The organism is Streptomyces qinglanensis, from assembly GCF_900111245.1.
GTDB classification, from domain to species: Bacteria; Actinomycetota; Actinomycetes; order Streptomycetales; family Streptomycetaceae; genus Streptomyces; species Streptomyces qinglanensis.
The window spans coordinates 16,835-40,271 of the sequence record NZ_FOGO01000019.1 but is presented as its reverse complement, the minus strand read 5'-3'; the positions used below and the strand labels follow the sequence as shown (position 1 = coordinate 40,271).

Sequence of the window (23,437 nt, the reverse complement as noted above, 5' to 3'; positions counted from 1 at the left end):
TCGATGGCCTCCTCCACTTCTCCTGGTTCCCCCGGTTCCCGGGGCGCCCCCGGGCCCGCCGGACCGGACGGGGGCGACCGCACCGGCGGCGCCCCGCCGCGGACACCCCCGAAACCGAGCTGGGACCCGCGCGAGACCCCCCGTTCCTCGCCCCTGCTGCGTCCCACCATCCGGATACGGCTCACCCTGCTGTACGGCGGGATGTTCCTGATCGCCGGGATGCTGCTGCTGACGATCATCTATCTGCTGGCGGCGCAGGCGCTGGACGACGCCAGCCACGTCTCGTTCCGCATCCTCAACGGGGAGGTCCAGCCGACCTCGGACTGCCAGGGACTGACCGGAACCCTCCCCAGTGACGTGTTCATGCAGCGCCTGTCGGAGTGTGCGGAGGCGCAGCGCAGGATGGCGCTGGACGGCCTGCTGCGCCGCTCGCTGCTCGCCCTGCTCGGACTGGCGGTGGCCGCTTTCGCCTTCGGCTACGTGATGGCGGGCCGGGTGCTCTCGCCGCTGGGCCGCATCACCCGCACCGCGCGCCAGGTGGCGGGCTCGGATCTGCACAAGCGGATCGAGCTGGAGGGCCCGGACGACGAGCTGAAGGAGCTGTCGGACACCTTCGACGACATGCTGGACCGGCTGGAGCGTGCTTTCACGGCGCAGCAGCGCTTCGTGGGCAATGCCTCGCACGAGTTGCGCACCCCGCTGGCGATCAACCGCACGCTGCTGGAGGTGCAGCTCGCCGATCCGGACGCCTCGCCGGAGCTGCAGCAACTGGCCAAGACGCTGCTGGCCACCAATGAACGCAGCGAGCAGCTCGTGGAGGGGCTGCTGCTGCTCGCCCGGAGCGAGAACGAGCTGGTGGACCGCAAGCCGGTGGACCTGGCCGAGGTGGCCTCGCAGGCGGTCGAGCAGGCGCGGGGCGAGGCCGAGACCAAGGGTGTCGAGTTGCGCGGAGTACGGCAGCCCACATATGTACAGGGCAACGGGGTACTCCTGGAGCGCGTCGCACTGAACCTGGTGCAGAATGCCGTGCGCTACAACCTGCGTGCGGACGGATGGGTCTCGGTCAGTACGGAGGCCCAGCCAGGGCAGGCGGTGCTCAGCGTCGAGAACACCGGACCCGTCGTCCCGGCCTACGAGGTGGACAACCTCTTCGAGCCGTTCCGGCGTCTCCGTACGGAGCGGACAGGCAGTGACAAGGGGGTCGGGCTCGGGTTGTCGATCGTGCGCTCGGTCGCGCGGGCGCACGGCGGTGCGGTCTCGGCTGTGCCGCGCGAGGACGGCGGCTTGGTGATGCGGGTGACGCTGCCGTTGTGAGCGGCGGCCGACGCCGCGGAGCCCTGCAGGAAGGTGAGGACATGGAGGTGACGAAAAGTGACCGAAAACACCCCGGCGTAGTCGGCACCCCGTTCGCTATATGCGGAATCGGGGACGTTTCCCACTGTCGGCAGTCGGGTTGTGATCGATCACACATGCGAATTTTCGGATGGTCCCGGACCGGGGTCACCGAACGGGAAGAAAACCCGGAAAATCCAGGTTTCCGCAGGTGGAGATCGTGGGCAGTACCCCGGTTGGTCGGTGCGGAATGTGTGCGGAGCACCGCCGGGGACCGTCTATGGTCCTCCTCGACATCCGACATGATCACCTCTTCAGGGGTGCCGTTGGGTGTCGATTGAGTAACAGACCTTGATGTGAGGCAAAATCTCCGCCTCGGGTCGGGCACAAGTCCGGCCTCTCACGCGTTACGTGCGCTGGAGACACCACAGACACCCAGAGGGGGAGAGCGACATGGCTACGGATTACGACACTCCACGCAAGACCGACGACGAAGTCAACGAAGACAGCATCGAGGAGCTGAAGGCCCGGCGGAACGACAAGTCCGCGTCCAATGTCGACGTGGACGAGTTCGAGCAGGCCGAGGGCCTCGAGCTGCCGGGAGCGGACCTCTCCAACGAGGAGCTGTCCGTCCGGGTGCTGCCCCGCCAGGCGGACGAGTTCACCTGCATGAGCTGCTTCCTGGTCCACCACCGCTCCCAGCTCGCCGCGGAGAAGAACGGTCAGCCGATCTGCCGCGACTGCGCGGCCTGAGAAGCGGACCGACTGCCGTGGCAGTCGAAGGCGCACGTGACGACGAGCGAGGCCCTCATGACCGGTCGGCCTCGCTCGTGCCGTTCGAGCGCGGTGCCGAGGGCGCCGCGCCGCACGCGGGCGGCCCGGTGCCGCCCGTGCCGCCCGACGGCACACCGCCCGGCCCCGGACCGCGGTCCGGCGGCGCTGCGCGGCGGGTCGGGGCGCGTACGCAGAGGTACGTACGCGCGCTCACCGAGCGCGTCATCGAGCTCGCCCCACGCGTGCCGGTACGGGATGTGGAGACCCTCCACAGGCAGTTCCCCGGGCTGAGCACCGAGGAGCTGGCCGACCGGCTGGTGGCCGGAGCCACCCGGAGTGCGGCCGCCGTGGGCGCGGGCGTCGGCGGCGCCGCGATGCTGCCGGTACCCCCGGCCCTGCCCGCCGAGCTGACCGCCGAGATCGTCGGCGTCGCCGGTGTCGAGCTGAAGCTGATCGCCGAACTCCACGAGGTCTACGGCCGCCGGGCGCCCGGCAACGTCCGCGAACGGGCCGCGGCCTACCTGAGCGCCTGGGCCTCCGAACGCGGCATAGAAGTCACCCGCCCCGCCACCCTGAGCGCGGCCATGAACGGGGAGCTGCGCCGCAGGCTGCGCCGGCAGATCACGAAGCGCACGCTGCGCACCCTGCCGAACCTCGCGCCGTTCCTGATCGGAGCCGCCGCAGGCGCCGTACTGAACCGCAGGGACACCGCACGGCTCGCCGAGCGCGTCCGTGCCGATCTGCGCGCCGGTGCGACCGGTCCGCACAGCGGCTGACCGGGCCCGCCGACTCCGCGTCGGGGAACGGCCGATCACAGCCGGCGGCTAGGCGACGGCCGACTCGCGGGCCGAACGCAGTGCCTCCACCAGCCGCTGCGGATGCCGGGTGGAGAGATACACGTACGGCGTCGGGTCCTGCGGATCGGTCACCTCGACCCGCACCGCTGTCGGAACATAGCCGCGCAGCACCATGTGCGCCCGCGTGTCGGCCTTGTACGTGCGCCAGGCGCGCGCCTGGCCGGCGTCCAGTGCCTCGGCCTCCCCGAGCGCGGACACGGGAATCCGTGCGTCCCCGGCGATCAGCGAGTCCGCCACCACCCGCACCCGGACGCTGCCGTAGCTGCTCACGCACACCGCCGCCAGCGCGCCGCCTCCGACCAGGCCGCACAGCAGCGGCAGCGGGCCGAAGGGGAAGAGCATCAGCGCGCAGGCCACCCCGATTCCGGCGGCGATCAGCCACCAGGACCGGGGAGCGGTGAGGCGCTCGTCGTGGAGCGCGGCCGGGGCAACCATGTGTCCAGCTTGGCACGGCGCCCCCCGGCGCCCCGCACGGCGGTAAGGTCTGCACCCGTGAGTGCAGCCAATCCCCCCAGTTCCCCGAAGACCTCGCTGGTGCCGCCGCCGGACGCCGTACCGCCGGTGCGCCACCCCGAGGCTCCCGAGCCCGGTGCGCCGCTCGGCGCCCACTACGGCATGTGCTTCGGCTGCGGCGGCGGGCAGCCGCACGGCCTGCACCTGGCGGCGCGGGCCGGGGAGGGCGTCAGCGTCACCGCCGAGTTCACCGTCAAGCCCGCCCACCAGGGAGCGCCCGGCCTCGCCCATGGCGGTGTGCTGACCACCGCGCTGGACGAGACCCTGGGCTCGCTGGGCTGGCTGATGCACGTGATCGCCGTGACCGGGCGGCTGGAGACCGACTTCCTGCGCCCCGTCCCCGTGGACACGCTCCTGTATCTGGAGGCCCGCACGACCGCGGTGCACGGGCGCAAGATCTACTCCACGGCCACCGGCCGGATCGGCGGCCCCGAGGGGCCGGTCGCCGTGCGCGCGGACGCCGTCTTCATAGAGGTGAAGGTCGAGCACTTCATCGAGAACGGCCGCGAGGAGGAGATCCACGCGGCCATGGACGACCCCGACCAGGTCAGGCGCGCGCGTGCCTTCGAGGTGAACCCGTGAGCGGCGGTGTCGAGATCCTGCTGCGGCGCACCGACCCCGAGGTGCCCGTGCCCTCCTACCAGCACCCGGGAGACGCCGGTTGCGATCTGGTGACCACCGAGGGCGCGGAACTGGCCCCAGGGGAGCGGGCCGTCCTGCCGACGGGGATCTCGCTCGCCCTCCCGGACGGCTACGCGGCCTTCGTCCACCCGCGCTCGGGCCTCGCGGCCCGCTGCGGCGTCTCGCTGGTGAATGCACCGGGAACGGTCGATGCCGGGTACCGTGGGGAGATCAAGGTGATTGTGGCCAATCTCGATCCACGCGAGACCGTGCGGTTCGAGCGTTTCGACCGTATCGCCCAACTCGTCGTCCAGCAGGTGGAGAAGGTGCGGTTCCGCGAGGTCGAGGAGCTGCCCGACTCGGTGCGCGCCGCGGGCGGCTTCGGCTCCACGGGCGGCCACGCGGCGGACCGTCCGGCCCGGCCGGCGCCCGCCGACGCGTCGGGCGTCACCCTGCAGACAGCCGCACAGCAGAAGGATTACGTTGCGGTCGGTGCCGATCGAGCTTCCGACCTGAGAGGACAGTGACGTGTTCGGACGTCGTCGCAAGAAGAGCGAAGAGCCCAAGGGCACCTCGGACGAGTTCGAGACGGAACAGGAAGGCGAGGGCGAGCCGCAGGACGGCGCGGACACCGACGCCGACACCGGTGAGACCCGGGTCAAGCTGCCTCCGGCGCCCCGCCCGGACGGCCCCTGGGACATCGAGGAGGTCACCGAGCCCGACTCCGGCAGGGTCGACCTGGGCGGCCTGTTCATCCCCGGGGTCGAGGGCATGGAGCTGCGGGTCGAGGTCGCGGGCGACGCGATCGTCGCGGCGACCGTCGTACTGCAGGACAGCGCAGTCCAGCTCCAGGCGTTCGCCGCGCCCAAGCGCGAGGGCATCTGGGACGAGGTCCGCGAGGAGATCGCCTCCGGCATCACCCAGCAGGGCGGCGTCATCGACGAGGCCGAGGGGCCGCTGGGCTGGGAGCTGCGGGCGCAGGTGCCGGTGCAGTTGCCGGACGGCACGGGCGGCGTGCAGGTCGTCCGGTTCGTCGGGGTGGACGGACCGCGGTGGTTCCTGCGCGGGGTGATCTCCGGTCAGGGCGCGGTCCAGCCCGAGGCGGCGGGTGTGCTGGAACAGATCTTCCGGGACACGGTCGTGGTGCGCGGCGAGGGGCCGATGGCGCCGCGCGACCCCATCGTCCTCAAGCTGCCCGAGGACGCGCAGATGGTGCCGGACGGGGTGCAGCAGGAGACGGTGGAAGAGGGCTCCCGGTTCGCGGGTGGCCTCGACAAGCTCCAGCGCGGCCCGGAGATCTCCGAGGTGCGCTAGCGCCCACCGCTGCTGCGAAGGCCGGGCCCGACGGGCCCGGCCTTCGTCGTGCGTGCCCCCGGCAGCCGCGTAGGGGCCGCATCGAGGACGGAGGGGCTCCAGCACCCGGCGCCCGCCGGGCCATCCGTCCGGAACCCTGACGAGGGCCCCGCCCGCGCCGCATGACCAGGACCGGAGAGCGGTGAGAATGGGGGCATGGTGTCCGGAACGCAGCAGCAGCGGCGGCGGGGGCGGCTGCGGGTCTTCCTCGGCGCGGCACCCGGAGTCGGCAAGACCTACGCCGTGCTCTCCGAAGCGCACCGCCGGGCAGAGCGGGGCACCGATGTGGTGGTCGGGTTCGTCGAGCACCACGACCGCCCGCGCACCGAGGCCCTGCTGCACGGACTGGAGCAGGTGCCGTGCCGCGGGACCACGCACCGCGGCGCGGACCTCACCGAGATGGACACCGACGCGGTGCTCGCCCGCCGCCCCGCCGTGGCCGTCGTGGACGAACTGGCCCACACCAACGTGCCCGGCTCCCGGAACGCCAAGCGCTGGCAGGACGTCGAGGAACTGCTCGCCGCCGGGATCGACGTCGTCTCCACCGTCAACATCCAGCACCTGGAGTCGCTCGGCGACGTGGTGGAGTCCATCACCGGCGTACGGCAGCGCGAGACCCTGCCCGACGAAGTGGTGCGGCGCGCCGACCAGATCGAACTGGTCGACATGTCCCCCCAGGCGCTGCGCCGCCGGATGGCGCACGGCAACGTCTACGCGCCGGACAAGGTCGACGCGGCCCTGTCCAACTACTTCCGGCCCGGCAACCTCACCGCCCTGCGTGAACTGGCCCTGCTGTGGACGGCCGACCGGGTCGACGAGTACCTCCAGCAGTACCGCTCCGAGCACCGCATACGCACCACCTGGCAGGCCCGCGAGCGGATCGTCGTCGGGCTCACCGGCGGGCCCGAGGGCCGCACCCTGATCCGCCGCGCCGCCCGGATGGCGGCCAAGGGCTCGGGCAGCGAGATCCTGGCCGTCCACATCTCCCGCGCCGACGGCCTCACCCCCGCCTCCCCGCAGGAACTCGCCGTCCAGCGCACCCTCGTGGAGGACCTGGGCGGCACCTACCACCACGTCATCGGCGAGGACATCCCCCAGGCCCTGCTGGAGTTCGCGCGGGGCCACAACGCCACCCAGATCGTGCTCGGCTCCTCGCGCCGCAGGACCTGGCAGTACGTGTTCGGGCCCGGGGTCGGCGCCACCGTCGCCCGGGACTCGGGGCCGGACCTGGACGTGCACATCGTCACCCACGAGGAGGCCGCCCGGGGGCGCGGGCTGCCCGGCACCCGGGCCGCCCGGCTGGGCACAGCGCGTCTCGTCGCGGGCTGGCTGACCGCGCTCGGGGCTCCCGTGCTGCTGACACTCCTGATGCTGGCCACCGAGCCGGGCATCGGCTTCGCCAACGACGTGCTGCTCTTCCTGGTGCTCACGGTCACCGCCGGGCTGGTGGGCGGACTGCTGCCCGCGCTGGCCTCCGCCGCGGTCTGCTCGGCGCTGCTGAACTACTTCTTCACCGAGCCGGTCCGCACCTGGACCATCAGCGACGGCCGCAACGTCGTCTCGCTCGCCGTCTTCTTCGCCGTCGCCGTGGCCGTCGCCTCGGTGGTGGACCTGGCGGCCCGGCGCACCCAGCAGGCGGCCAGGCTGCGCGCCGAGTCGGAGATCCTCTCCGCACTGGCGGGCAGCGTGCTGCGCGGCGAGACCCCGCACGCGGGCGGCGGCCCGGGCAGCGGGCCCAGCCTGGAGGCGCTCCTGGAGCGGGTCCGGGAGACCTTCGCCATGGACGGCGTCGCCCTGCTGGAGCGCACCGCCGAGCGGGCCGCCTGGACCTGCGCGGGCAGCGTCGGCACCACCGGCTCCGGCAAGCGGCTGGCCGCGCCGGAGGACGGCGAGACGGACATGCCGGTGGGGGACAGCATGATGCTGGTGCTCTCCGGACGGGTGCTGCCCGCCGAGGACCGCAGGGTGCTGGCCGCGTTCGCCGCGCAGGCCGCCGGGGTGCTCGACCGGCAGCGGCTGCTGGGCGAGGCCGAGCAGGCCCGCGAGCTGGCCGAGGGCAACCGGATCCGCACCGCGCTGCTGGCCGCCGTCTCGCACGACCTGCGCACCCCGCTGGCCGCCATCAAGGCGTCCGTCTCCTCGCTGCGCTCCGACGACGTGCAGTGGTCGGCGGAGGACGAGGCGGAGCTGCTGGGGGCGATCGAGGAGGGTGCGGACAAGCTCGACAACCTCGTCGGCAATCTGCTGGACATGTCCCGGCTGCACACCGGCACCGTCCGGCCGCACATCAAGGACATCAGCCTGGAGGAGGTCGTGCCCAAGGCGCTGGGCGGCGTGCCCGAGGGCAGCGTGCGGCTGGCCGTCGCCGAGGCGCTGCCGCTGGTCGCCGTCGATCCGGGACTGCTGGAGCGCACCGTCGCCAACCTGGTGGAGAACGCGGTCAAGTACAGCCCGGAGGGGAAGAAGGTGCTGGTGCGCGCGAGCGCGCTGGCCGACCGGGTCGAACTGCGCTGCACCGACCGCGGCCCCGGGGTGCCCGACAGCGACAAGGACCGTATCTTCGAGCCCTTCCAGCGCTACGGCGACGCACCCGGCGGTGCCGGGGTCGGCCTCGGCCTGGCCGTCGCCCGCGGCTTCGCCGAGGCGATGGGGGGCACGCTGGAGGCCGAGGACACCCCCGGAGGCGGCATGACCATGGTGCTCACCCTGCGCGCGGCGCACGGCCGCGGACCCGCGCCCCGCCGGCTGCCGGCCCGCGCCGGCAGATCGCAGCTCCCGTCCCAGCGCTCCGGCGCCTGAGCGGCACAACGGAACCGAGAGGAACAAGAATGCACCGGGTGCTCGTGGTCGACGACGAACCCCAGATCGTCCGTGCCCTCGTGATCAACCTCAAGGCGCGCAAGTACGAGGTGGACGCCGCGCACGACGGCGCGACCGCACTGCGCCTGGCGGCCGACCGGCATCCCGACGCCGTCGTCCTGGACCTGGGCCTGCCCGACATGGACGGTGTGGACGTCATCCACGGCATCCGCGGCTGGACCCGGGTGCCGATCCTGGTGCTCTCCGCCCGGCAGACCTCCGACGAGAAGGTGGAGGCGCTGGACGCGGGCGCCGACGACTACGTCACCAAGCCGTTCGGCATGGACGAGCTGCTGGCCCGGCTGCGCGCCGCCGTCCGGCGCGCGGAGCCCCCGGCCGGGATGCCGGAGGGGGCCGGGGTCATCGAGACCCGGACCTTCACCGTCGACCTGGCGGCGAAGAAGGTGCACCGCGACGGCGGCGACGTCCGGCTCACCCCGACCGAGTGGCATCTGCTGGAGGTGCTGGTCCGCAGTCCCGGTCGGCTGGTGAGCCAGAAGCAACTGCTCAGGGAGGTCTGGGGCCCCTCCTACGGCACCGAGACCAACTACCTGCGCGTCTACATGGCCCAGCTCCGCCGCAAGCTGGAGGCCGACCCCTCGCACCCCCGGCACTTCGTGACCGAGGCCGGGATGGGCTACCGCTTCGAGACGTGAGCACGGGAAGCCCGGCGTCCCGGTGCGCGGCGGTGCCGGCGGGCGGGGGAGACGCGCAGCCGTCCGGCGGTACCCTGGCGGTTATGACTGGCGCCACCCGAGAGCAGCGGGGCACGGGAAGCGGGCGGTTCCGACGGTTCCTGGAACGGCTCTCCTCCTCGGAGGAGGACCTGCGCTCGGCCGAGCTGCGTGAGGAAGCCGAGGACACCGGCTGTGCCCGCATCTCCGAATGCACCGACCGCGAGATGGTGCGGGTAACCGGTACGCTGCGCACCGTGACACTGCGGCCACGCGCCGGAGTGCCCACCCTGGAGGCCGAGCTGTTCGACGGGTCGGCCTCGCTGGACGTCGTCTGGCTGGGCCGCCGCTCCATCGCGGGGATCGAGCCGGGCCGCAAGCTGATCGCCTGGGGGCGGATCACCGTCAACCACGGCCGTCCCGTCATGTTCAACCCGAAGTACGAGCTGCGACCCCTCGGACAGGAGTAGCGGGTGACCCTTCCCGACAAGCGGACCGAAGCGGAGGAGCCGGACGACCGGCCGACCGGCGGGACCGGCTCCCGGGCCCCCGAGGAGACCGGATCGCAGGCCGTCACGGAAGCGGCGCTGTTCGAGGCGTTCGGCGGGGTGCGGGGCCTGGTCGAGACGACGGTGCCGGGCCTGGTGTTCATCGCGATGTACACGGTGAACAAGGACATCCACACCGCCGCGATCACAGCGCTGGTGCTCTCCGGTGTGATGGTCGTCTTCCGGCTGCTGCGCAAGGACACCGTCAAGCACGCCTTCAGCGGGATCTTCGGCGTCGGCTTCGGCGTGCTCTTCGCGATGATGACCGGCAACGCCAAGGACTTCTATCTGCCGGGCATGCTCTACACGCTCGGCCTGGCGCTCGCCTACCTTGTCACCGCCATGGCGGGCGTGCCCCTGCTCGGCCTGGTGCTCGGACCGGTGTTCAAGGAGAACCTGTCCTGGCGCAAGCGCAACCCTGGCCGCAAGAAGGCGTACACCAAGGCGAGTTACGCCTGGGGATTCATCCTGCTCGGCAAGTCGGCCGTGCTCTTCCCGCTCTACTTCTGGGGCGAGACCACCCAGTTCGGCTGGGTCACCGTCATCCTGAAGATCCCGCCGTTCCTGCTGGCCGTCTACCTCACCTGGATCTTCCTGGCGAAGGCCCCGCCGCCGATCAACGTCATCGCCGAGATGGAGGCCGAGGAGGAAGCGGCCAAGGCCGAGAAGGCCGCGGCGCAGGCCGCCACGGCCGAGGCGGGCAGCGCCGGCCGGCACCGCCGCTGACGCCGGCCGGCACCGCCGCCGCCGGCGCGCACGCGCTTCCCCCGCGCTCCGGCTGAACGGGCCAACCGGACCGCGCGCCGCACCGTCGTCCCCGTCGCGGGGAAGGATCCTCCGCGACGCGCACGGCGACACGGAGGCGAGGCGAGGCGCCATGGACGACCCCACCCGGCGGCCCGGGCCACTCACAGACGCCGCAGACGGAGCGGCCCCGCACCGGGCGCGCAGGACCGTGCTGCGGGCCGCCCTGGCGACCGCCGCGGCCCTCGGCGCGGGCACCCTCGCCGCGTGCGGCTCCGACGAGGACCAGGGGGACGCCTCCCCCTTCACCGGCGAGCCGCACAAGGGCGAGCGGGTGCTGGCCGTGAAGGTCGACAACGTGGCCGCGGCCCGGCCGCAGAACGGGCTCGACCACGCCGACATCGTCTACACCGAGCAGGTCGAGGCCGGTCTCAGCCGCATCCTGGCCGTCTTCGCCTCCGACCTCCCCGCCACCGTCGGCCCGGTGCGCAGCGCCCGCGAATCCGACATCGAACTGCTGCGCCAGTTCGGCGAGCCGGCGCTGGCGTTCTCCGGCGTGCAGAGCAAACTCCTGCCGACCCTGGAGGCGGCACCGCTGCGGCTGCTGCCGCCCGGCGAGCTGCCCGGCGGCTACGAACGGGACCCGGACCGCCGCGTCCCCCACAACCTCTACCTCAAGGCACGCCGCGCCCAGCAAGCCGCGGAGGGCGCCTCCGCGCCCCGGGACATCGGCTACCGCTTCGGTTCCGCACCCGGCGGCGGCCGCGCAACCGACCGGCAGACCGTCCGCTACCCCGGGGCCCGCTTCACCTTCACCTGGTCCGCGGACCGCGGCCGCTGGCTGGTGGCCATGGACGGAGCCGCGGCGCGCGCCCGCGACGGCGGGCGGCTCGCCCCCGCCACCGTCGTGATCCAGTACGTCACCGTCCGCCCGTCCCGCTTCCACGACAGCTCCGGCAGCATCACCCCGTACACCGAGACCGTCGGCTCCGGCGACGCGCTGGTGCTGCGGGACGGCATGGCGTACGAAGCACACTGGTCGCGCCCCTCGGCGAGCGGCGGTACCGCCTTCACCCGGGCGGACGGCGGAGACCGGCTGCCGTTCGCGCGCGGCCAGGTGTGGGTCGCGCTGGTGAAGAAGAGCTGACCGCGCCGCTCACGGCCGCGCCGCGGCGGGCGGAAGCCGTCCGCCGCGTCCGTGTCGGCCGCGCCCTCCGTGGCTCCCGTCCCCGGAGAGCGCGCCTTGCACCCGCGGGACCGGCCCCCGCGGGACCGGCCCCCGCGGGACCGGCCTCCGGGGGCCGCCAGCCGCCGCCGTCACCGCAGGTCTGTCACCCCCGCACCGGGGGACCGTCAGCCGCGGGTGGAGAGCAGCTCCTCGAGTTGCTCCTCACGTGCGGGGGCGGCCACGAAGAGGAGCTCGTCGCCCGCCTCCAGCACGTCGTCCGGATCCGGCGTCAGCACCCGGGAGCCGCGAATGATCGTCACCAGCGCGGTGTCCTCGGGCCAGCTCACATCACCCACGCGGGTGCCCGCCAGCGTGGACTCCGGCGGCAGCGTCAGCTCCACGAGGTTCGCGTCGCCCTGCGAGAAGCGCAGCAGCCGCACCAGGTCGCCGACGCTGACGGCCTCCTCCACCAGAGCCGACATCAGGCGCGGAGTCGAGACGGCGACATCCACTCCCCACGACTCGTTGAACAGCCACTCGTTCTTCGGGTTGTTGACCCGGGCCACCACCCGGGGCACCCCGTACTCCGTCTTGGCCAACAGCGAGACCACCAGGTTGACCTTGTCGTCACCCGTTGCGGCGATCACCACATGGCAGCGCTCCAGCGCCGCCTCGTCCAGCGAGGTGATCTCGCACGCGTCCGCCAGCAGCCACTCCGCCTGGGGAACCCGCTCGACGGAGATGGCTGTCGGCGCCTTGTCGACGAGCAGGACCTCGTGCCCGTTCTCCAACAGCTCGCCCGCGACGGAGCGGCCCACCGCGCCCGCCCCGGCAATCGCCACTCTCATGCGTTCCCCTGGTTCGCTTCTCCGCCCGTCCGGCGGAGTGCGTGCGTCCTGCTCCGACGCGGCTCGGCAGCCGCCCGTGTGCCGCTCACGATTCCGGCCCCACGGCGAAGACTTCCTCTACTTTCGCGACCTCGTCGCAGCGCATCATCACATGCACCAGGTCGCCCTCCTGCAGCACCGTCTGGGACGTCGGCAGTATGGCCTCGCCCAGCCGGGTGAGGAAAGCGATGCGCACCCCGGCCTCCTCCTGGAGCCGGCTGACCCGCTCACCGACCCACGCCGCGGAGGTGTGCACCTCGGCGAGCTGTACCGCACCGCTCGGGTCCCGCCACAGCGGCTCCGAGCCGGACGGCAGCAGCCGGCGCAGCATCTGGTCCGCGGTCCAGCGCACCGTCGCGACCGTGGGGATGCCGAGACGCTGGTAGACCTCCGCGCGCCGCGGGTCGTAGATCCGCGCGGCCACATGCTTTGTGCCGAACATCTCACGTGCCACCCGGGCCGCGATGATGTTGGAGTTGTCGCCGCTGCTGACCGCGGCGAACGCCCCCGCCTCCTCTATACCGGCCTCGCGCAGGGTGTCCTGATCGAAGCCGATCCCTGTGACCCGGCGTCCGCCGAACCCCGAGCCGAGGCGCCGGAACGCGGTGGGGTCCCGGTCGATGACCGCGACCGTGTGGCCCTGTCGCTCCAGGGTCTGCGCGAGCTCTGCTCCCACTCGCCCGCAGCCCATGATCACAATGTGCAACGCCCGTCCCTTCGTCCCGTACAGCGGGCCGTCTCAGCATCGCACGACTGACCGCATACGATCCTCTGCGTGTCCAGGATGACCGACGTACCGAAACGACTTCTCCTCGGGAGGGCGCTGCGCAGCGACAGGCTCGCCGAGACGCTCCTTCCCAAGCGTCTCGCCCTCCCCGTCTTCGCCTCCGACCCGCTGTCCTCGGTGGCGTACGCGCCGGGCGAGGTGCTGCTGGTCCTGTCGGTGGCGGGGGCCTCCGCCTACAGCTTCAGCCCGTGGATCGCGGTCGCGGTCGTCGTGCTGATGTTCACGGTGGTGGCCTCCTACCGGCAGAACGTCCGCGCGTATCCGAGCGGGGGCGGGGACTATGAAGTCGCGACCACGAACCTGGGCCGCAGGGCGGGACTGACCGTCGCCAGCGCACTGCTGGTCGACTACGTGCTCACCGTGGCGGTCTCGATCGCCTCCGGGGTCGAGAACCTCGGCTCGGCCATCCCGTTCGTCGTCGAGCACAAGACGTTCTGCGCCGTGACCGTGATCGTGCTGCTGACGCTGATGAACCTGCGGGGCGTGCGCGAGTCCGGCAAGCTGTTCGCCGTACCGACCTACTGCTTCGTCGCGGGCGTCTTCGGGCTCCTCGCGTGGGGGGTGGTGCGCGGAGTCATCCTGGGCGACGAGATGCGCGCCCCCACCGCCGACTACGAGATCCACACCGAACAGTCCGGCCTGGGCGCGTTCGCGCTGGCCTTCCTGCTGCTGCGGGCCTTCTCCTCCGGCTGCGCGGCGCTCACCGGCGTCGAGGCGATCAGCAACGGGGTGCCCGCCTTCCGCAAGCCCAAGTCGAAGAACGCCGCGACCACCCTGGCCCTGATGGGCGTGCTGGCGGTCACCATGTTCTGCGGCATCATCGCGCTGGCGCTGGCCACCAAGGTGCGGATGGCGGAGAACCCGGCCAAGGACCTGCTGATCGACGGCCACCCGGCGGGCGCCGGCTACACCCAGAACCCCGTCATCTCCCAGGTGGCGGCCGCGGTCTTCGGCGACGGCACGCTCCCCTTCGTCTACCTGGCCGCGGCCACCGCGCTGGTACTGTTCCTGGCCGCCAACACCGCCTACAACGGCTTCCCGCTGCTGGGCTCCATCCTGGCGCAGGACCGCTACCTGCCGCGGCAGTTGCACACCCGCGGCGACCGGCTCACCTTCTCCAACGGCATCGTGCTGCTGGCGGGCGCCGCGGTGATACTCGTGGTGGTCTACGGAGCCGACTCCACCCGCCTGATCCAGCTCTACATCGTGGGCGTGTTCGTCTCCTTCACCCTCAGCCAGATCGGCATGGTCCGGCACTGGAACCGGCTGCTCGGCACGGAGACCGACTCCGCGCGCCGCCACCGCATGCACCGCTCCCGCGCCATCAACACCTTCGGGGCCTTCTTCACCGGGCTGGTGCTCGTGGTCGTGCTGGTGACGAAGTTCTCGCACGGCGCCTGGGTCTCCCTGGTCGGCATGGCACTCTTCTACGCCGTGATGACCGCCATCCGCCGGCACTACGACGGAGTGTCCGAGGAACTGGCCGCCGAGGACCCCACCGAGGCGAAGCTGCGCCCCTCGCGGGTGCACTCGTTCGTACTCGTATCCAAGATCCACAAGCCCACGCTGCGCGCCCTGCGCTACGCCAAGCTGCTGCGCGCCGACACCCTCGAAGCCGTCACCGTCAACATGGACCAGGACGAGACGGAGCAGCTCCGCAGGGAGTGGGAGGAGAGCGGCATCGACATCCCGCTCACCATCCTCGACTCGCCCTACCGGGAGATCTCGCGCCCCGTCATCGACTACGTGAAGCGGCTGCGCCAGGAGCAGCCCCGCGACGTGGTGAGCGTCTTCATCCCGGAGTACGTGGTCGGCCACTGGTACGAGCACCTGCTGCACAACCAGAGCGCGCTGCGGCTCAAGGGCCGGCTGCTGTTCACACCCGGCGTCATGGTCACCTCGGTGCCCTACCAGCTGGAGTCCTCCGAGCTGGCCAAGAAGCGGGCCAGGCGGCGGGAGCAGTGGAACGCGCCCGGTTCCGTGCGCCGCGGTCCCGTCATCCAGCCGCGGAAGTCCCAGAAGGACGGCGGCAAGGGCGGCAAAGGCGGCAAGGGCCCCGGGAACGGGTCCGGACCGGCGGGGAGCCTGACCCGGCAGCGCGGGAAGTAGACTCGGCGGCTGCGGCCCGGGCGGGTCCCTCCCGTCCGGCCGGACCCGCATCTCATCGCACGGCGCCCTCCTGGTTCCCCCGTGCCAGCCGTTCGTCAGCCTTCCTTCAGCCCTCAGCCTTTCCCGTCGTTTGGAGTCACGCCCCGATGCCCGAAGCCAGCGCGTCCGAAGAGCTCGCCCCCTCCCTGGTGGGGGAGGAGTACGAGGTCGAGGTCGGCCCGGTGGCGCACGGCGGCCACTGCGTCGCCCGTACCGGCGGCGGCCAGGTGCTCTTCGTCCGGCACACGCTGCCCGGGGAGCGGGTCGTCGCCCGGGTGACCGAGGGCCGTACCGACTCGCGCTTCCTGCGGGCCGACGCCGTGCACATCCTGGAGGCCGCCAAGGACCGCGTGGAGGCGCCGTGCCCCTTCTCGGGCCCCGGGCGCTGCGGCGGCTGCGACTGGCAGCACGTCAAGCCCGGCGCCCAGCGACGCCTCAAGGCCGATGTGCTCACCGAGCAGCTCCAGCGGCTCGCCGGGCTCACCCCCGAGGACGTCTCCTGGGACGGTACGGTCGAACCCGCACCGGGCGACAAGGTCGCCCCCGGTGAGGTCCCGGCCTGGCGCACCCGCATCCGCTACACCATCGACGCGGAGGGCCACGCCGGCCTCCTCAAGCACCGCTCGCACGAGGTGCAGCGCATCGACCGCTGCCTGATCGCCGCGCCCGAGGTCGAGGAGCTCGGCATCGAGGAACGCGAGTGGCCGCAGATCGCCACCGTCGACGCCATCGCCGCCACCGGTTCCGCCGACCGCCAGGTCGTCCTCACCCCGCGCCCCGGCGGCCGGCTGCCCCTCGTGGAGCTGAACCGCGAGGTCTCCGTCCTCCGGGTGGGCGAGAAGGACCGCGCCGTGCACCGCGTCCACGGCCGCGACTTCGTCCGCGAGCGCGCCGACGGACGCACCTGGCGCATCGGCGAGGGCGGCTTCTGGCAGGTCCACCCCCGTGCCGCCGAGGTCCTGGTGGACGCCGTGATGCGCGGCCTCACCCCCCGCAAGGGCGAGACGGCACTGGACCTGTACTGCGGCGTCGGCCTGTTCGCCGGAGCGCTGGCCGACCGCCTCGGCGAGAAGGGCGCGGTGCTCGGCATCGAGTCGGGCAAGCGGGCGGCGGCCGACGCCCGCAAGAACCTCGAGGACTTCCCCCGGGTACGCATCGAGCACGGCAAGGTCGACAAGGTCCTGCCGCGCACCGGCATCACCGAGGCCGACCTGGTCGTGCTCGACCCGCCCCGGACCGGCGCGGGCAAGCGCATCGTCGACCAGGTCACCGCACTCGGCCCCCGCCGCATCGCCTACGTCGCCTGCGACCCGGCCGCCCTCGCCCGCGACCTCTCCTACTTCGCCACCGCCGGCTACCGCCCCCGCTTCCTGCGCGCCTTCGACCTGTTCCCGATGACGCACCATGTGGAGTGCGTGGCGGTGCTGGAGCCGGCGGGGAAGGGCGCCTGAGCTGCGGTTTTGCTCGTGCGCATTATGTGCGGTGCGGGCGCTAAGGGCGATATCTTGACGCTGGAATGGCGCTCGTGACGCTCACTTGACGCTCGTTCTGACGGGATGCCTGGTCGGCCTCCTCGGCCGCATCCTTCATCCACTCCCCGGCTCCGAGGATGTCGATGGCAGTATCGACTTCATCGTTACCGTGGCTCCGCCATCACCTGCAGACGGAAAGCGAACCGCGTCGGAGGCGACCGCGGGCTGCTACACGAGATGCGCGACGAGACCGGCACGGGCGATGAGACCAGAGTCCGTACGGCCGGTAGCGGTGTCGCCGGTGAGGACCAGCACGACAGAGCAGACCACGGCTCAGCGCAGAGGTCCCGTCAGGGTGGTTCCCGGCGGGGCTTCGCCGTATCACCCGCTATCACTCAGTTATTGCGAACTGGGCGGACCCTCCCAGACCAGGAGGCCCTGACCTGCGGTTTCGTGCCCGGGCTGGAGTGGCTGAACACCCGTGGACGGTCTCTACAACCTGTGCCAGGTGGGATCGTCAACGCGGGGCAGGCGGATGCGGCCACGCCAACAGAGCCGTCGCCCCGGGATCGGCATCAGTCAAGATCCGGACCAGTCCCGGGCCGGCGGTCCCGGTAACGTCCCTACAGCTGCCATATCCGCAGGTCAGCGAGCTGTTTGCGCTATACCATCAGCAGACGAAGAACCTGCTGGGCGCTCCGCTCATGTGGCTGAGCATGACTGCTTGGGCGGTGTCGCAGCCGATCGCGCATCCCTGGTGGCGTGACCGGAGTACTGAGGGTGCGGCCGAGACGAGCAAGGGGGATCTCGGCCTCGCTGGTGAACTGTGACGTCGGTCGGGGATCCGATGGGGATCGGCACCACTCTCGGCGCCCTCGGTGCAACCGGGGAGGCTCTATCGTCGCCAGGACAGGCCACACCACCATCGTCGACGTTCGCATCGACCCGGTGGAGTCGCCACGTTGGGCTGCCGGCGAAACTCGTGTCACCGGGCCGACGGGGACAAGCCGATCTGCACAGCGCGTGGACCGGGACAGCGCTAGTCAGGCTCTCGGCGGCGTCTATACCGCGACGGTGAATCTGCAGCGGCCGTCCATGCCTCAGCCCTCGAGGAGATCACCCTGGGGGAGGATTCCCGGCATGAAGCCCCTGGCAGGGGGCAGATCCCGCCAGTCGAGGTCCCCCTCCTCCACGGACACCACTCGCCAATCTTCCTCCTCGTTCATGCTGCGGAACGCCTCGTGCAGGAAGTCGGGGAGCACCTCGCTGTCCCGGGGGCCAGGGCGGCGTCGGTCCTCAGGAACCGTCCAGTCTGCCGCGAAGAGAGTTCCGTCGATGTAGAGCGTGCGCTCCTGGCGAGGCCGGTGGCGGGCGAGCAGGCCCAGGATGTCGTCGCGAAGCCAGCCACGACATAGTCGCCCAGAATGAGTGGTTCCTGATGTGCGAAGGCGTCCAGGAACGGCGTGTAGTAGGCCAGCACATGTCGGTCCGGGTCGACGGGAAGGTCTACGGCGCGAGGGTCGGCTGTGTCCGGGTCGATCGCCGTCAGACGTATGGGGCTATGGGGGGAGGAGAAGTGCACGGCGCTCGCGTATGCGATCTTCGGCACTTCGCCCTTGATGGTCTTGACTGTCCTCTTTTGTTTCCCCATGGCTTGGCGCAGCTTCTTCGTCAGCGGGCCGGAGCGGCCCTTGGCTTCCGCGACGACATACCCGCCGATCGTCCGCTCTCCGAAGAAGTCCGCCCGGCTCTGGCCGGGGGCGAAGGTGAGACTGTAGGCGGAGGCATAGCGGGCGACGTGCATGAAGAACCGGACGGATAGCTGCCTCTCGGCGAAGATCTGGCACATGGCCTGTCCCAGGGTGTAGGACAGCATGCCCTTCTCGGAGGGGTCGAGTTCGCGGGCGAGGTCGGTACGTGCGATGCGACGGACCGGATCATCACTCCAGCTGAGATAGGCGGGCAGGACCGCCACCCTGTGGCACCACTCGTACGCCGATGACCTCCCGTGCTTGGTTTGGTCGTACGGGGCCCTGCCAGTGATGAACAATGCGCGCGCCAAGTCTTGCGGCAGGACTGGCAGATCCTGCTTGACGGGGACGCCGGTACTGGCTGGGAAGAGCGTGGCATCGGTGCGCACGTGCGCGGGGCCATTGAAGAACATCGTCGCCGCTTTCCGGGTTCAGGGCCGTCATATACAGACCGTGAGGATCTTCGTACCGCCATCTCTCTCACCCTGGTCCGCAGTCTGCCCCGGCATCAGTGGAGACGGAAGCGATCCCCCGGGACCCCTGGCTCGCCGCATGGCTCCGGCCACGCCAGGATCCTGTGCCCGCGTGCCGCCCTGATGGCGACGGGCGCGTCGGACCGCGCCGACCATCAGTCACCGAAGCGACCCACGACAGCCGTATGTTGCTGGAAAGCGAGCGTCGGCCGGGGCTTACCACATCATCCGGATCTGTGAGAGACAAGGCGTTCCTGTCCTCGCCGACTGCGCCTATGCCGATGACGCAGCACATGGCGTGCGTGGCGATTTTGGAGCCGACGGTGGCGAAGGGGGGCCTGAACTGGGGTTTTGCTGTCGGGTGGGTTGCTCGGCCTATTCCTCCGTGCAGTGGCTCAAGCGGACGGATCGATCTTTACGGCGCTCTGACCTGCTGATTCGTGAGTGTGGCGCTTGCAGCGGCGCGCCTTCAAGAGGCTCTTGCGGAGATTCCTGAAGCTCGGATGATGCTCGAAGGGGGGTCTCTACTGGGGCTCCGCAGAGTGATGCGCACGGCGGTCTGGTCCCACGCTCCGCGGGGCCGAGAGTGCGACCTGATCGCAAACTTGATACCGGTCAGGTATCGTCCCCTGTATGGCGATGACACTCCGGCTCCCCGACGACCTTGACGCGAAGCTCACCGAGCGGGCTCGCCGGGAGGGCCGCAGCAAGCAGGAACTTGCCATTGAGGCCATCCGTGATGCTCAGAACCGGGCCGAACTGGAGGTCGACGACGTCTTGGCCGAGCTCATGGACAGCGACGCGGAGATCCTGGACTACCTGAAGTGACCAACGTGCGCTACCTCCAGATCGACGAGATCCTGGCCATCGCCCGCACGGTGAACGGTACCGAGCACAGCGTCCGCGACATGGGCCTTCTGGTGTCGGCGATCGAGCGACCCCGGACGAACGTTTTCGGCGCCGAGCTGTACCCCACCTTGTACGAGAAGGCGGCGGCGCTGCTGCACTCCGTCGCCCGCAATCACGCGCTGATCGACGGCAACAAACGCACCGCCTGGCTCGCCATGCGCGTCTTCCTGCGGTTCAACGGCGTCAGCGCCAGTACTGTTCCGCCGCCCGTCTCCACCGCCGGTCCGTTCGTCGAGGAAGTCGCGCAGGACAACATCGATATGCCGACCATCGCCAAGCGCCTGGCGGTCTGGTTCCCCATCGTCGTGCGGTAGGGGACGACATTAGGTCCAGGAAGCGGTACGGGGATGCGGGCCATCTTCGAGAGCCAGCAGGGCATGGCGGTGGGGTAGGTGAGGCGGCCGATGGGGTGGAGGCGGTGGAGGTCGCCCGCCGCCTCCAGCCGGATGTGGTCTTGGCCGACATCAGGATGCCGCGGATGGACGGCCTGGAGGTGGTCCGGCGGCTTGCCGGGCCCAGGCTCCCGAGCCGAGGTCCAAGGTCATTGTGGTCAGCACCTTCGACCTCGACGCCCCTCCATCACGGTACGGTTGCTGCAGCACGTGACCGGCAAGAGGACGCCATGCGACTCGGGTCCTCCCTCGGAGGCGCTGACCGAGCGGGAGGGCGAGATCGCCGTCCTGGTCGCCGAAGGAGGCGCCAACGCCGACATCGCCGCCGAACTCTTCATCTCGCTGGGCACCGTCAAGACCCATGTGGCGAGCATCCAGCGGAAGTTCGGGGTGCGGAACCGGGTCGGCATCGCCGTCCGGGTCTTCGAGCGCGGATACACCTTCAGCCGCCGCCGGAAGTGACGCCGACAGGCGAGGCGGAAGGGGGCCCGCGCCCGTACGGGAAGAGGATTCCGCCATGCTTCGCCTCTGCCGAACGGCAGGTATCAGGCGAGCCGTTCGTGCGTACGCTCGCCCCCCATGCGGACTGACTCGACGTGTGACACCAACCGCCGGGCCGCGATCTGCGCCTTGGTGACCTTCCTGGTTGTCCTCCCCGCCTTCGTGGCACCCCTCGAGGCCCTGTTTGTGTCGTGGGTGGGGAGGGAAGTGAGGGCCGCACAGATGTGAGGGCGAGGCTCGGGCGCGTCGGTCGGCAGGCGGGCGGGCGGCCGTCCGCTGCTCGTGCCGGTCCGACGGGCCCGAGCAGCGGCGGAGACGGGGTTCACGCGACGGCGGTGCCCTCGAGCTCGACCATCTGACCGGGGATCGCCAGCCGCGTCACACCGAGCATGGTGCTGGTCGGTGCGACGCCGGCGGCGCCCAGGCGGCCCGCCAGCACACCGTAGTGCTGGAAGAGCAGATCGACGTCGGTCGTGTAGACGTTCAGCCGGACGAGGTCCGAGAGGGTCATGCCCGCCTCGGCGAGCACTGCCTCCATGTTGTCGGCGGCCAGCGCGAGCTGCGCCGCCATGTCACCGTCGTGCTCGGGTCTGCCTTCTCTGTTCATCGCCGTCTGCCCCGAGATGTACAGGGTGCGCGAGTGCCCGGAGACGACCTCACCTTGGTTGAAGCCCATCTCGACCGACCACGGCACCGGGTTGACCGCGTTGCGTTCCATGCGCACCTGCTCCATTCGGTTCATGACACGTGCACGCCCATCGCTGCGGCAGGCGCCGCGCTCTGACGTCGTGCGAGGGAGCCTGTCAAAAATACGCGACACCTTTGGTCAGCTATTTCGCTAGGGTTTTCCCATGCGCGCCGACCGGCTGGTCTCTCTGGTCCTGCTGCTGCGTCAGCGGGGCCGGATGACCGCGGAGACACTCGCCCGTGAGCTGGAGGTGTCGACCCGGACGGTGCTGCGCGACGTCGAGGCACTCTCCGCGGCGGGGGTCCCGGTCTACGCGGAGCGCGGGCGGCACGGCGGGTTCGCGCTCCTGCCGGATTTCCAGACGGCGCTCACCGGCTTGAACCACGACGAGGCGCTCGCTCTCGTGGTCGCCGGATCACGGCGCGGCGCGCAGCTGTTCGGCCTGGGCTCGGCGCTCGCCTCGGCAGTGCTGAAAGTGGTCGACGCGCTGCCCGAGGGGCTGCGGGACACCGCCGCCGAAGCGGCCCGGCGGCTGCTCATCGACCCGGAGACCGATCTCCTCTCGCGACGCGTGGCCCCCGCGGAGATTCCGGACTCCGTCGCCGCAGAGGTCCGGCGGGCGGTGTGCGCCGGGCACAAATTGCGCATCTACTACGAGGCCGTGGGCCGGTCGCCGCAGTGGCGCACGGTGGACCCGATCGGTCTGGTCACCGTCAGGGACCAGGGCTACCTGCTGGCCGAACGGGGTGCCGAGGACCGCACCTACCGGTTGAGCCGGGTCCTGGCAGCCGAGGAGCTCGACGAACCCGCGCAGCGTGTGGACGCCGTCGACCTGAACCGGGTCTGGCGCGAACGCATGGTGCGGTTCCGGACCGGCGGCGACACCACCGCCGTGGTGGTCCGCGTGGACCCCGCGCACCGGGAGCATCTGGCCGCGACCGCCCTGGCGGTCCGCTCCGAGAATACGGACGAGGACGGCCGGCTCCGGCTGCACGTCGTCTTCCAGGATGCACGGCACGCGGAATGGGCGCTGTGGCAGCACGCCATGCTGGCCGAGGTGGAGGCCCCGCAGTGGCTGCGCACATCCCTGCACCACCGCGCGACGGAGATCGCGGCCCGCTACGCGCCACCGACCTGACGTTCCGTCCGCCCACATGAGGTCGAACTGAAGTTCCTGCTCGGTGTTCGGCCGCTCCTCGGCATCGCATCGGCGGGATGCCGCCTCGCCACCAGCTCCGAGTTCTTCGTCGCCTCCCGTGGGCCGATGGGACTCCAGGCGCGACCCTGCTGCCCCTTCACCCTGGCGGTCCTCCGCAACCTCTCCCCGACCCTGCGATGGATCGAGCGAACTGAGAGGGCTCCGGCGCACCCGCCGCATGGCGACGTCCCGTTCCGGGGCGCCGCCATGCAACCGGGCTGCTCATGCCGCCGTCGCGGGCCCGGGTGTCAGATTCGCGTCATGGTCGAGGTGTATCCGCCTCCGCCGGGGTAGACCCAGTCGCCGGTCGCGGTGGCGCCGTCGGCGCTGAACGTTCCTTCGTAGTAGGCCGGGCTGCCCTTCGCGCCGGCCCAGATGGTGAGCTTGTCGCCGACCAGTTCGTAGACATAGTCGAACGTGTTGCCGATCGAGTCGTAGTACCGCGACACGACGTCCGCACCGGTCGGCTCGCCGAACGGGCGGAGGTTCCCGATCAGTTCCATGCCGGTGACCGGCTCGCCGAACTGGGTGAGTTCCACGTGCTGGATCAGGAAGTACCGGCCGGGCATCCACTCGTACCGCACGGTTCCCTCTGCGCCGCCGGTGACCGCCCAGGTGCCGACCAGGCGGTCCAGAGCCGTCAGTTCGGCGCTCGGCGGAAGGGTCTCAAACATGTCGTCCTCCTCGATGGGATCTCGCAGCCACCTCGGAGCCGTCCGGCCGCCCTCGACATCCGGCAACTGTGACGTGTGTCACGTCCGCGCCGGGTCGAGATCCCGGATCCGGCG

22 protein-coding genes and 1 pseudogene are annotated in these 23,437 nt (G+C 71.0%); 17 read left to right on the top strand and 6 right to left on the bottom strand.

Annotation, left to right across the window (positions count from 1 at the left end):
• Nucleotides 1–3: 3 nt before the first annotated feature.
• From BMX65_RS29055 to BMX65_RS29045, 3 genes are all read left to right on the top strand, one after another.
• Nucleotides 4–1,314: a sensor histidine kinase gene (locus BMX65_RS29055; RefSeq protein ID WP_075003340.1), complete on the top strand. Its 1,311-nt coding sequence runs from the start codon at nucleotides 4–6 to the stop codon at nucleotides 1,312–1,314.
• 471 nt (nucleotides 1,315–1,785) lie between these two features.
• Complete coding sequence (locus BMX65_RS29050; protein WP_019359801.1) at nucleotides 1,786–2,085, top strand: DUF4193 domain-containing protein; 300 nt, start codon at nucleotides 1,786–1,788, stop codon at nucleotides 2,083–2,085.
• Nucleotides 2,086–2,102: 17 nt separating this feature from the next.
• Nucleotides 2,103–2,882 (top strand): hypothetical protein, encoded by a 780-nt coding sequence (locus tag BMX65_RS29045; protein ID WP_075003339.1) that lies wholly within the window; start codon nucleotides 2,103–2,105, stop codon nucleotides 2,880–2,882.
• A gap of 48 nt (nucleotides 2,883–2,930) precedes the next feature.
• Here BMX65_RS29045 and BMX65_RS29040 read toward each other — a convergent pair whose 3' ends face one another.
• A complete protein-coding gene (locus tag BMX65_RS29040) occupies nucleotides 2,931–3,398 on the bottom strand; it encodes a DUF3093 domain-containing protein (RefSeq protein WP_075003338.1) in 468 nt (155 codons plus the stop codon).
• A 57-nt stretch (nucleotides 3,399–3,455) separates the two neighbouring features.
• Here BMX65_RS29040 and BMX65_RS29035 point away from each other — a divergent pair, with 57 nt between their 5' ends.
• The 8 genes from BMX65_RS29035 (at nucleotide 3,456) to BMX65_RS29000 (ending at nucleotide 11,422) form a co-directional block, all read left to right on the top strand.
• Entirely contained in the window at nucleotides 3,456–4,058 is a 603-nt protein-coding gene (locus BMX65_RS29035; RefSeq protein WP_075003337.1) for a PaaI family thioesterase, read from the top strand.
• Entirely contained in the window at nucleotides 4,055–4,624 is a 570-nt protein-coding gene (gene dut / locus BMX65_RS29030; protein WP_075003336.1) for a dUTP diphosphatase, read from the top strand. Before BMX65_RS29035 ends, dut begins: the two co-directional genes overlap by 4 nt.
• 1 nt (nucleotide 4,625) lies before the next feature.
• Nucleotides 4,626–5,411 (top strand): DUF3710 domain-containing protein, encoded by a 786-nt coding sequence (locus BMX65_RS29025; protein WP_075003335.1) that lies wholly within the window; start codon nucleotides 4,626–4,628, stop codon nucleotides 5,409–5,411.
• A gap of 195 nt (nucleotides 5,412–5,606) precedes the next feature.
• Nucleotides 5,607–8,249 (top strand): ATP-binding protein, encoded by a 2,643-nt coding sequence (locus BMX65_RS29020; RefSeq protein ID WP_075003334.1) that lies wholly within the window; start codon nucleotides 5,607–5,609, stop codon nucleotides 8,247–8,249.
• Nucleotides 8,250–8,278: 29 nt separating this feature from the next.
• A complete protein-coding gene (locus BMX65_RS29015; protein WP_075003333.1) occupies nucleotides 8,279–8,965 on the top strand; it encodes a response regulator in 687 nt (228 codons plus the stop codon).
• An 83-nt stretch (nucleotides 8,966–9,048) separates the two neighbouring features.
• The gene (locus BMX65_RS29010) at nucleotides 9,049–9,453 is read left to right on the top strand and encodes an OB-fold nucleic acid binding domain-containing protein (RefSeq protein WP_075003332.1); all 405 of its coding nucleotides are present in this window, start codon (nucleotides 9,049–9,051) and stop codon (nucleotides 9,451–9,453) included.
• Between the two features lie 3 nt (nucleotides 9,454–9,456).
• The gene (locus BMX65_RS29005) at nucleotides 9,457–10,257 is read left to right on the top strand and encodes a DUF3159 domain-containing protein (protein WP_075003331.1); all 801 of its coding nucleotides are present in this window, start codon (nucleotides 9,457–9,459) and stop codon (nucleotides 10,255–10,257) included.
• Between the two features lie 151 nt (nucleotides 10,258–10,408).
• On the top strand, nucleotides 10,409–11,422 hold the full coding sequence (locus BMX65_RS29000) for a DUF3048 domain-containing protein (RefSeq protein WP_075003330.1): 1,014 nt from the start codon (nucleotides 10,409–10,411) through the stop codon (nucleotides 11,420–11,422).
• 206 nt (nucleotides 11,423–11,628) lie between these two features.
• Here BMX65_RS29000 and BMX65_RS28995 read toward each other — a convergent pair whose 3' ends face one another.
• Together BMX65_RS28995 and BMX65_RS28990 are read right to left on the bottom strand one after the other, a co-directional pair.
• Nucleotides 11,629–12,291, bottom strand: coding sequence for a potassium channel family protein (locus BMX65_RS28995; RefSeq protein WP_026005177.1), 663 nt, complete (start codon nucleotides 12,289–12,291; stop codon nucleotides 11,629–11,631).
• A gap of 85 nt (nucleotides 12,292–12,376) precedes the next feature.
• Nucleotides 12,377–13,036, bottom strand: coding sequence for a potassium channel family protein (locus tag BMX65_RS28990; protein WP_075003329.1), 660 nt, complete (start codon nucleotides 13,034–13,036; stop codon nucleotides 12,377–12,379).
• A gap of 69 nt (nucleotides 13,037–13,105) precedes the next feature.
• On the opposite strand from BMX65_RS28990, the gene BMX65_RS28985 reads away from it, so the two are divergent.
• Both BMX65_RS28985 and BMX65_RS28980 read left to right on the top strand, forming a co-directional pair.
• On the top strand, nucleotides 13,106–15,226 hold the full coding sequence (locus BMX65_RS28985) for an APC family permease (RefSeq protein WP_075003328.1): 2,121 nt from the start codon (nucleotides 13,106–13,108) through the stop codon (nucleotides 15,224–15,226).
• A 146-nt stretch (nucleotides 15,227–15,372) separates the two neighbouring features.
• Nucleotides 15,373–16,716, top strand: a complete 1,344-nt coding sequence (locus tag BMX65_RS28980; protein WP_075003327.1) for a class I SAM-dependent RNA methyltransferase — start codon at nucleotides 15,373–15,375, stop codon at nucleotides 16,714–16,716.
• A 1,243-nt stretch (nucleotides 16,717–17,959) separates the two neighbouring features.
• Here the strand turns inward: BMX65_RS28980 and BMX65_RS28975 are convergent.
• A complete protein-coding gene (locus BMX65_RS28975) occupies nucleotides 17,960–18,901 on the bottom strand; it encodes a hypothetical protein (protein WP_075003326.1) in 942 nt (313 codons plus the stop codon).
• Nucleotides 18,902–19,594: 693 nt separating this feature from the next.
• Between BMX65_RS28975 and BMX65_RS28970 the strand changes: the two genes are divergently transcribed.
• The 3 genes and pseudogenes from BMX65_RS28970 to BMX65_RS28960 all read left to right on the top strand — a co-directional run bounded on the left by BMX65_RS28970 (nucleotide 19,595) and on the right by BMX65_RS28960 (nucleotide 20,724).
• Nucleotides 19,595–19,789, top strand: coding sequence for a ribbon-helix-helix protein, CopG family (locus tag BMX65_RS28970; protein ID WP_075003325.1), 195 nt, complete (start codon nucleotides 19,595–19,597; stop codon nucleotides 19,787–19,789).
• Nucleotides 19,786–20,184, top strand: coding sequence for a type II toxin-antitoxin system death-on-curing family toxin (locus BMX65_RS28965; protein WP_075003324.1), 399 nt, complete (start codon nucleotides 19,786–19,788; stop codon nucleotides 20,182–20,184). Before BMX65_RS28970 ends, BMX65_RS28965 begins: the two co-directional genes overlap by 4 nt.
• 33 nt (nucleotides 20,185–20,217) lie before the next feature.
• A pseudogene (locus tag BMX65_RS28960) lies at nucleotides 20,218–20,724 on the top strand (response regulator transcription factor).
• A gap of 361 nt (nucleotides 20,725–21,085) precedes the next feature.
• Here BMX65_RS28960 and BMX65_RS28955 read toward each other — a convergent pair.
• Nucleotides 21,086–21,481, bottom strand: a complete 396-nt coding sequence (locus BMX65_RS28955; protein ID WP_075003416.1) for a RidA family protein — start codon at nucleotides 21,479–21,481, stop codon at nucleotides 21,086–21,088.
• Between the two features lie 133 nt (nucleotides 21,482–21,614).
• On the opposite strand from BMX65_RS28955, the gene BMX65_RS28950 reads away from it, so the two are divergent.
• Nucleotides 21,615–22,589, top strand: a complete 975-nt coding sequence (locus BMX65_RS28950) for a helix-turn-helix transcriptional regulator (RefSeq protein WP_075003323.1) — start codon at nucleotides 21,615–21,617, stop codon at nucleotides 22,587–22,589.
• A 308-nt stretch (nucleotides 22,590–22,897) separates the two neighbouring features.
• Here the strand turns inward: BMX65_RS28950 and BMX65_RS28945 are convergent, their stop codons facing one another.
• On the bottom strand, nucleotides 22,898–23,323 hold the full coding sequence (locus tag BMX65_RS28945) for a hypothetical protein (RefSeq protein WP_075003322.1): 426 nt from the start codon (nucleotides 23,321–23,323) through the stop codon (nucleotides 22,898–22,900).
• Between the last annotated feature and the right edge of the window lie 114 nt (nucleotides 23,324–23,437).

Coding starts and splice junctions, on each gene's coding strand:
- BMX65_RS28945 (WP_075003322.1), bottom strand. CDS start 23,323: ATGTTTGAGACCCTTCCGCCGAGCGCCGAACTGACGGCTCTGGACCGC.
- BMX65_RS29040 (WP_075003338.1), bottom strand. CDS start 3,398: ATGGTTGCCCCGGCCGCGCTCCACGACGAGCGCCTCACCGCTCCCCGG.
- BMX65_RS29000 (WP_075003330.1), top strand. CDS start 10,409: ATGGACGACCCCACCCGGCGGCCCGGGCCACTCACAGACGCCGCAGAC.
- BMX65_RS29055 (WP_075003340.1), top strand. CDS start 4: ATGGCCTCCTCCACTTCTCCTGGTTCCCCCGGTTCCCGGGGCGCCCCC.
- BMX65_RS29015 (WP_075003333.1), top strand. CDS start 8,279: ATGCACCGGGTGCTCGTGGTCGACGACGAACCCCAGATCGTCCGTGCC.
- BMX65_RS28975 (WP_075003326.1), bottom strand. CDS start 18,901: ATGTTCTTCAATGGCCCCGCGCACGTGCGCACCGATGCCACGCTCTTC.
- BMX65_RS28970 (WP_075003325.1), top strand. CDS start 19,595: ATGGCGATGACACTCCGGCTCCCCGACGACCTTGACGCGAAGCTCACC.
- BMX65_RS29050 (WP_019359801.1), top strand. CDS start 1,786: ATGGCTACGGATTACGACACTCCACGCAAGACCGACGACGAAGTCAAC.
- BMX65_RS28995 (WP_026005177.1), bottom strand. CDS start 12,291: ATGAGAGTGGCGATTGCCGGGGCGGGCGCGGTGGGCCGCTCCGTCGCG.
- BMX65_RS29020 (WP_075003334.1), top strand. CDS start 5,607: ATGGTGTCCGGAACGCAGCAGCAGCGGCGGCGGGGGCGGCTGCGGGTC.
- BMX65_RS28980 (WP_075003327.1), top strand. CDS start 15,373: ATGCCCGAAGCCAGCGCGTCCGAAGAGCTCGCCCCCTCCCTGGTGGGG.
- BMX65_RS28955 (WP_075003416.1), bottom strand. CDS start 21,481: ATGGAACGCAACGCGGTCAACCCGGTGCCGTGGTCGGTCGAGATGGGC.
- BMX65_RS29010 (WP_075003332.1), top strand. CDS start 9,049: ATGACTGGCGCCACCCGAGAGCAGCGGGGCACGGGAAGCGGGCGGTTC.
- BMX65_RS28950 (WP_075003323.1), top strand. CDS start 21,615: ATGCGCGCCGACCGGCTGGTCTCTCTGGTCCTGCTGCTGCGTCAGCGG.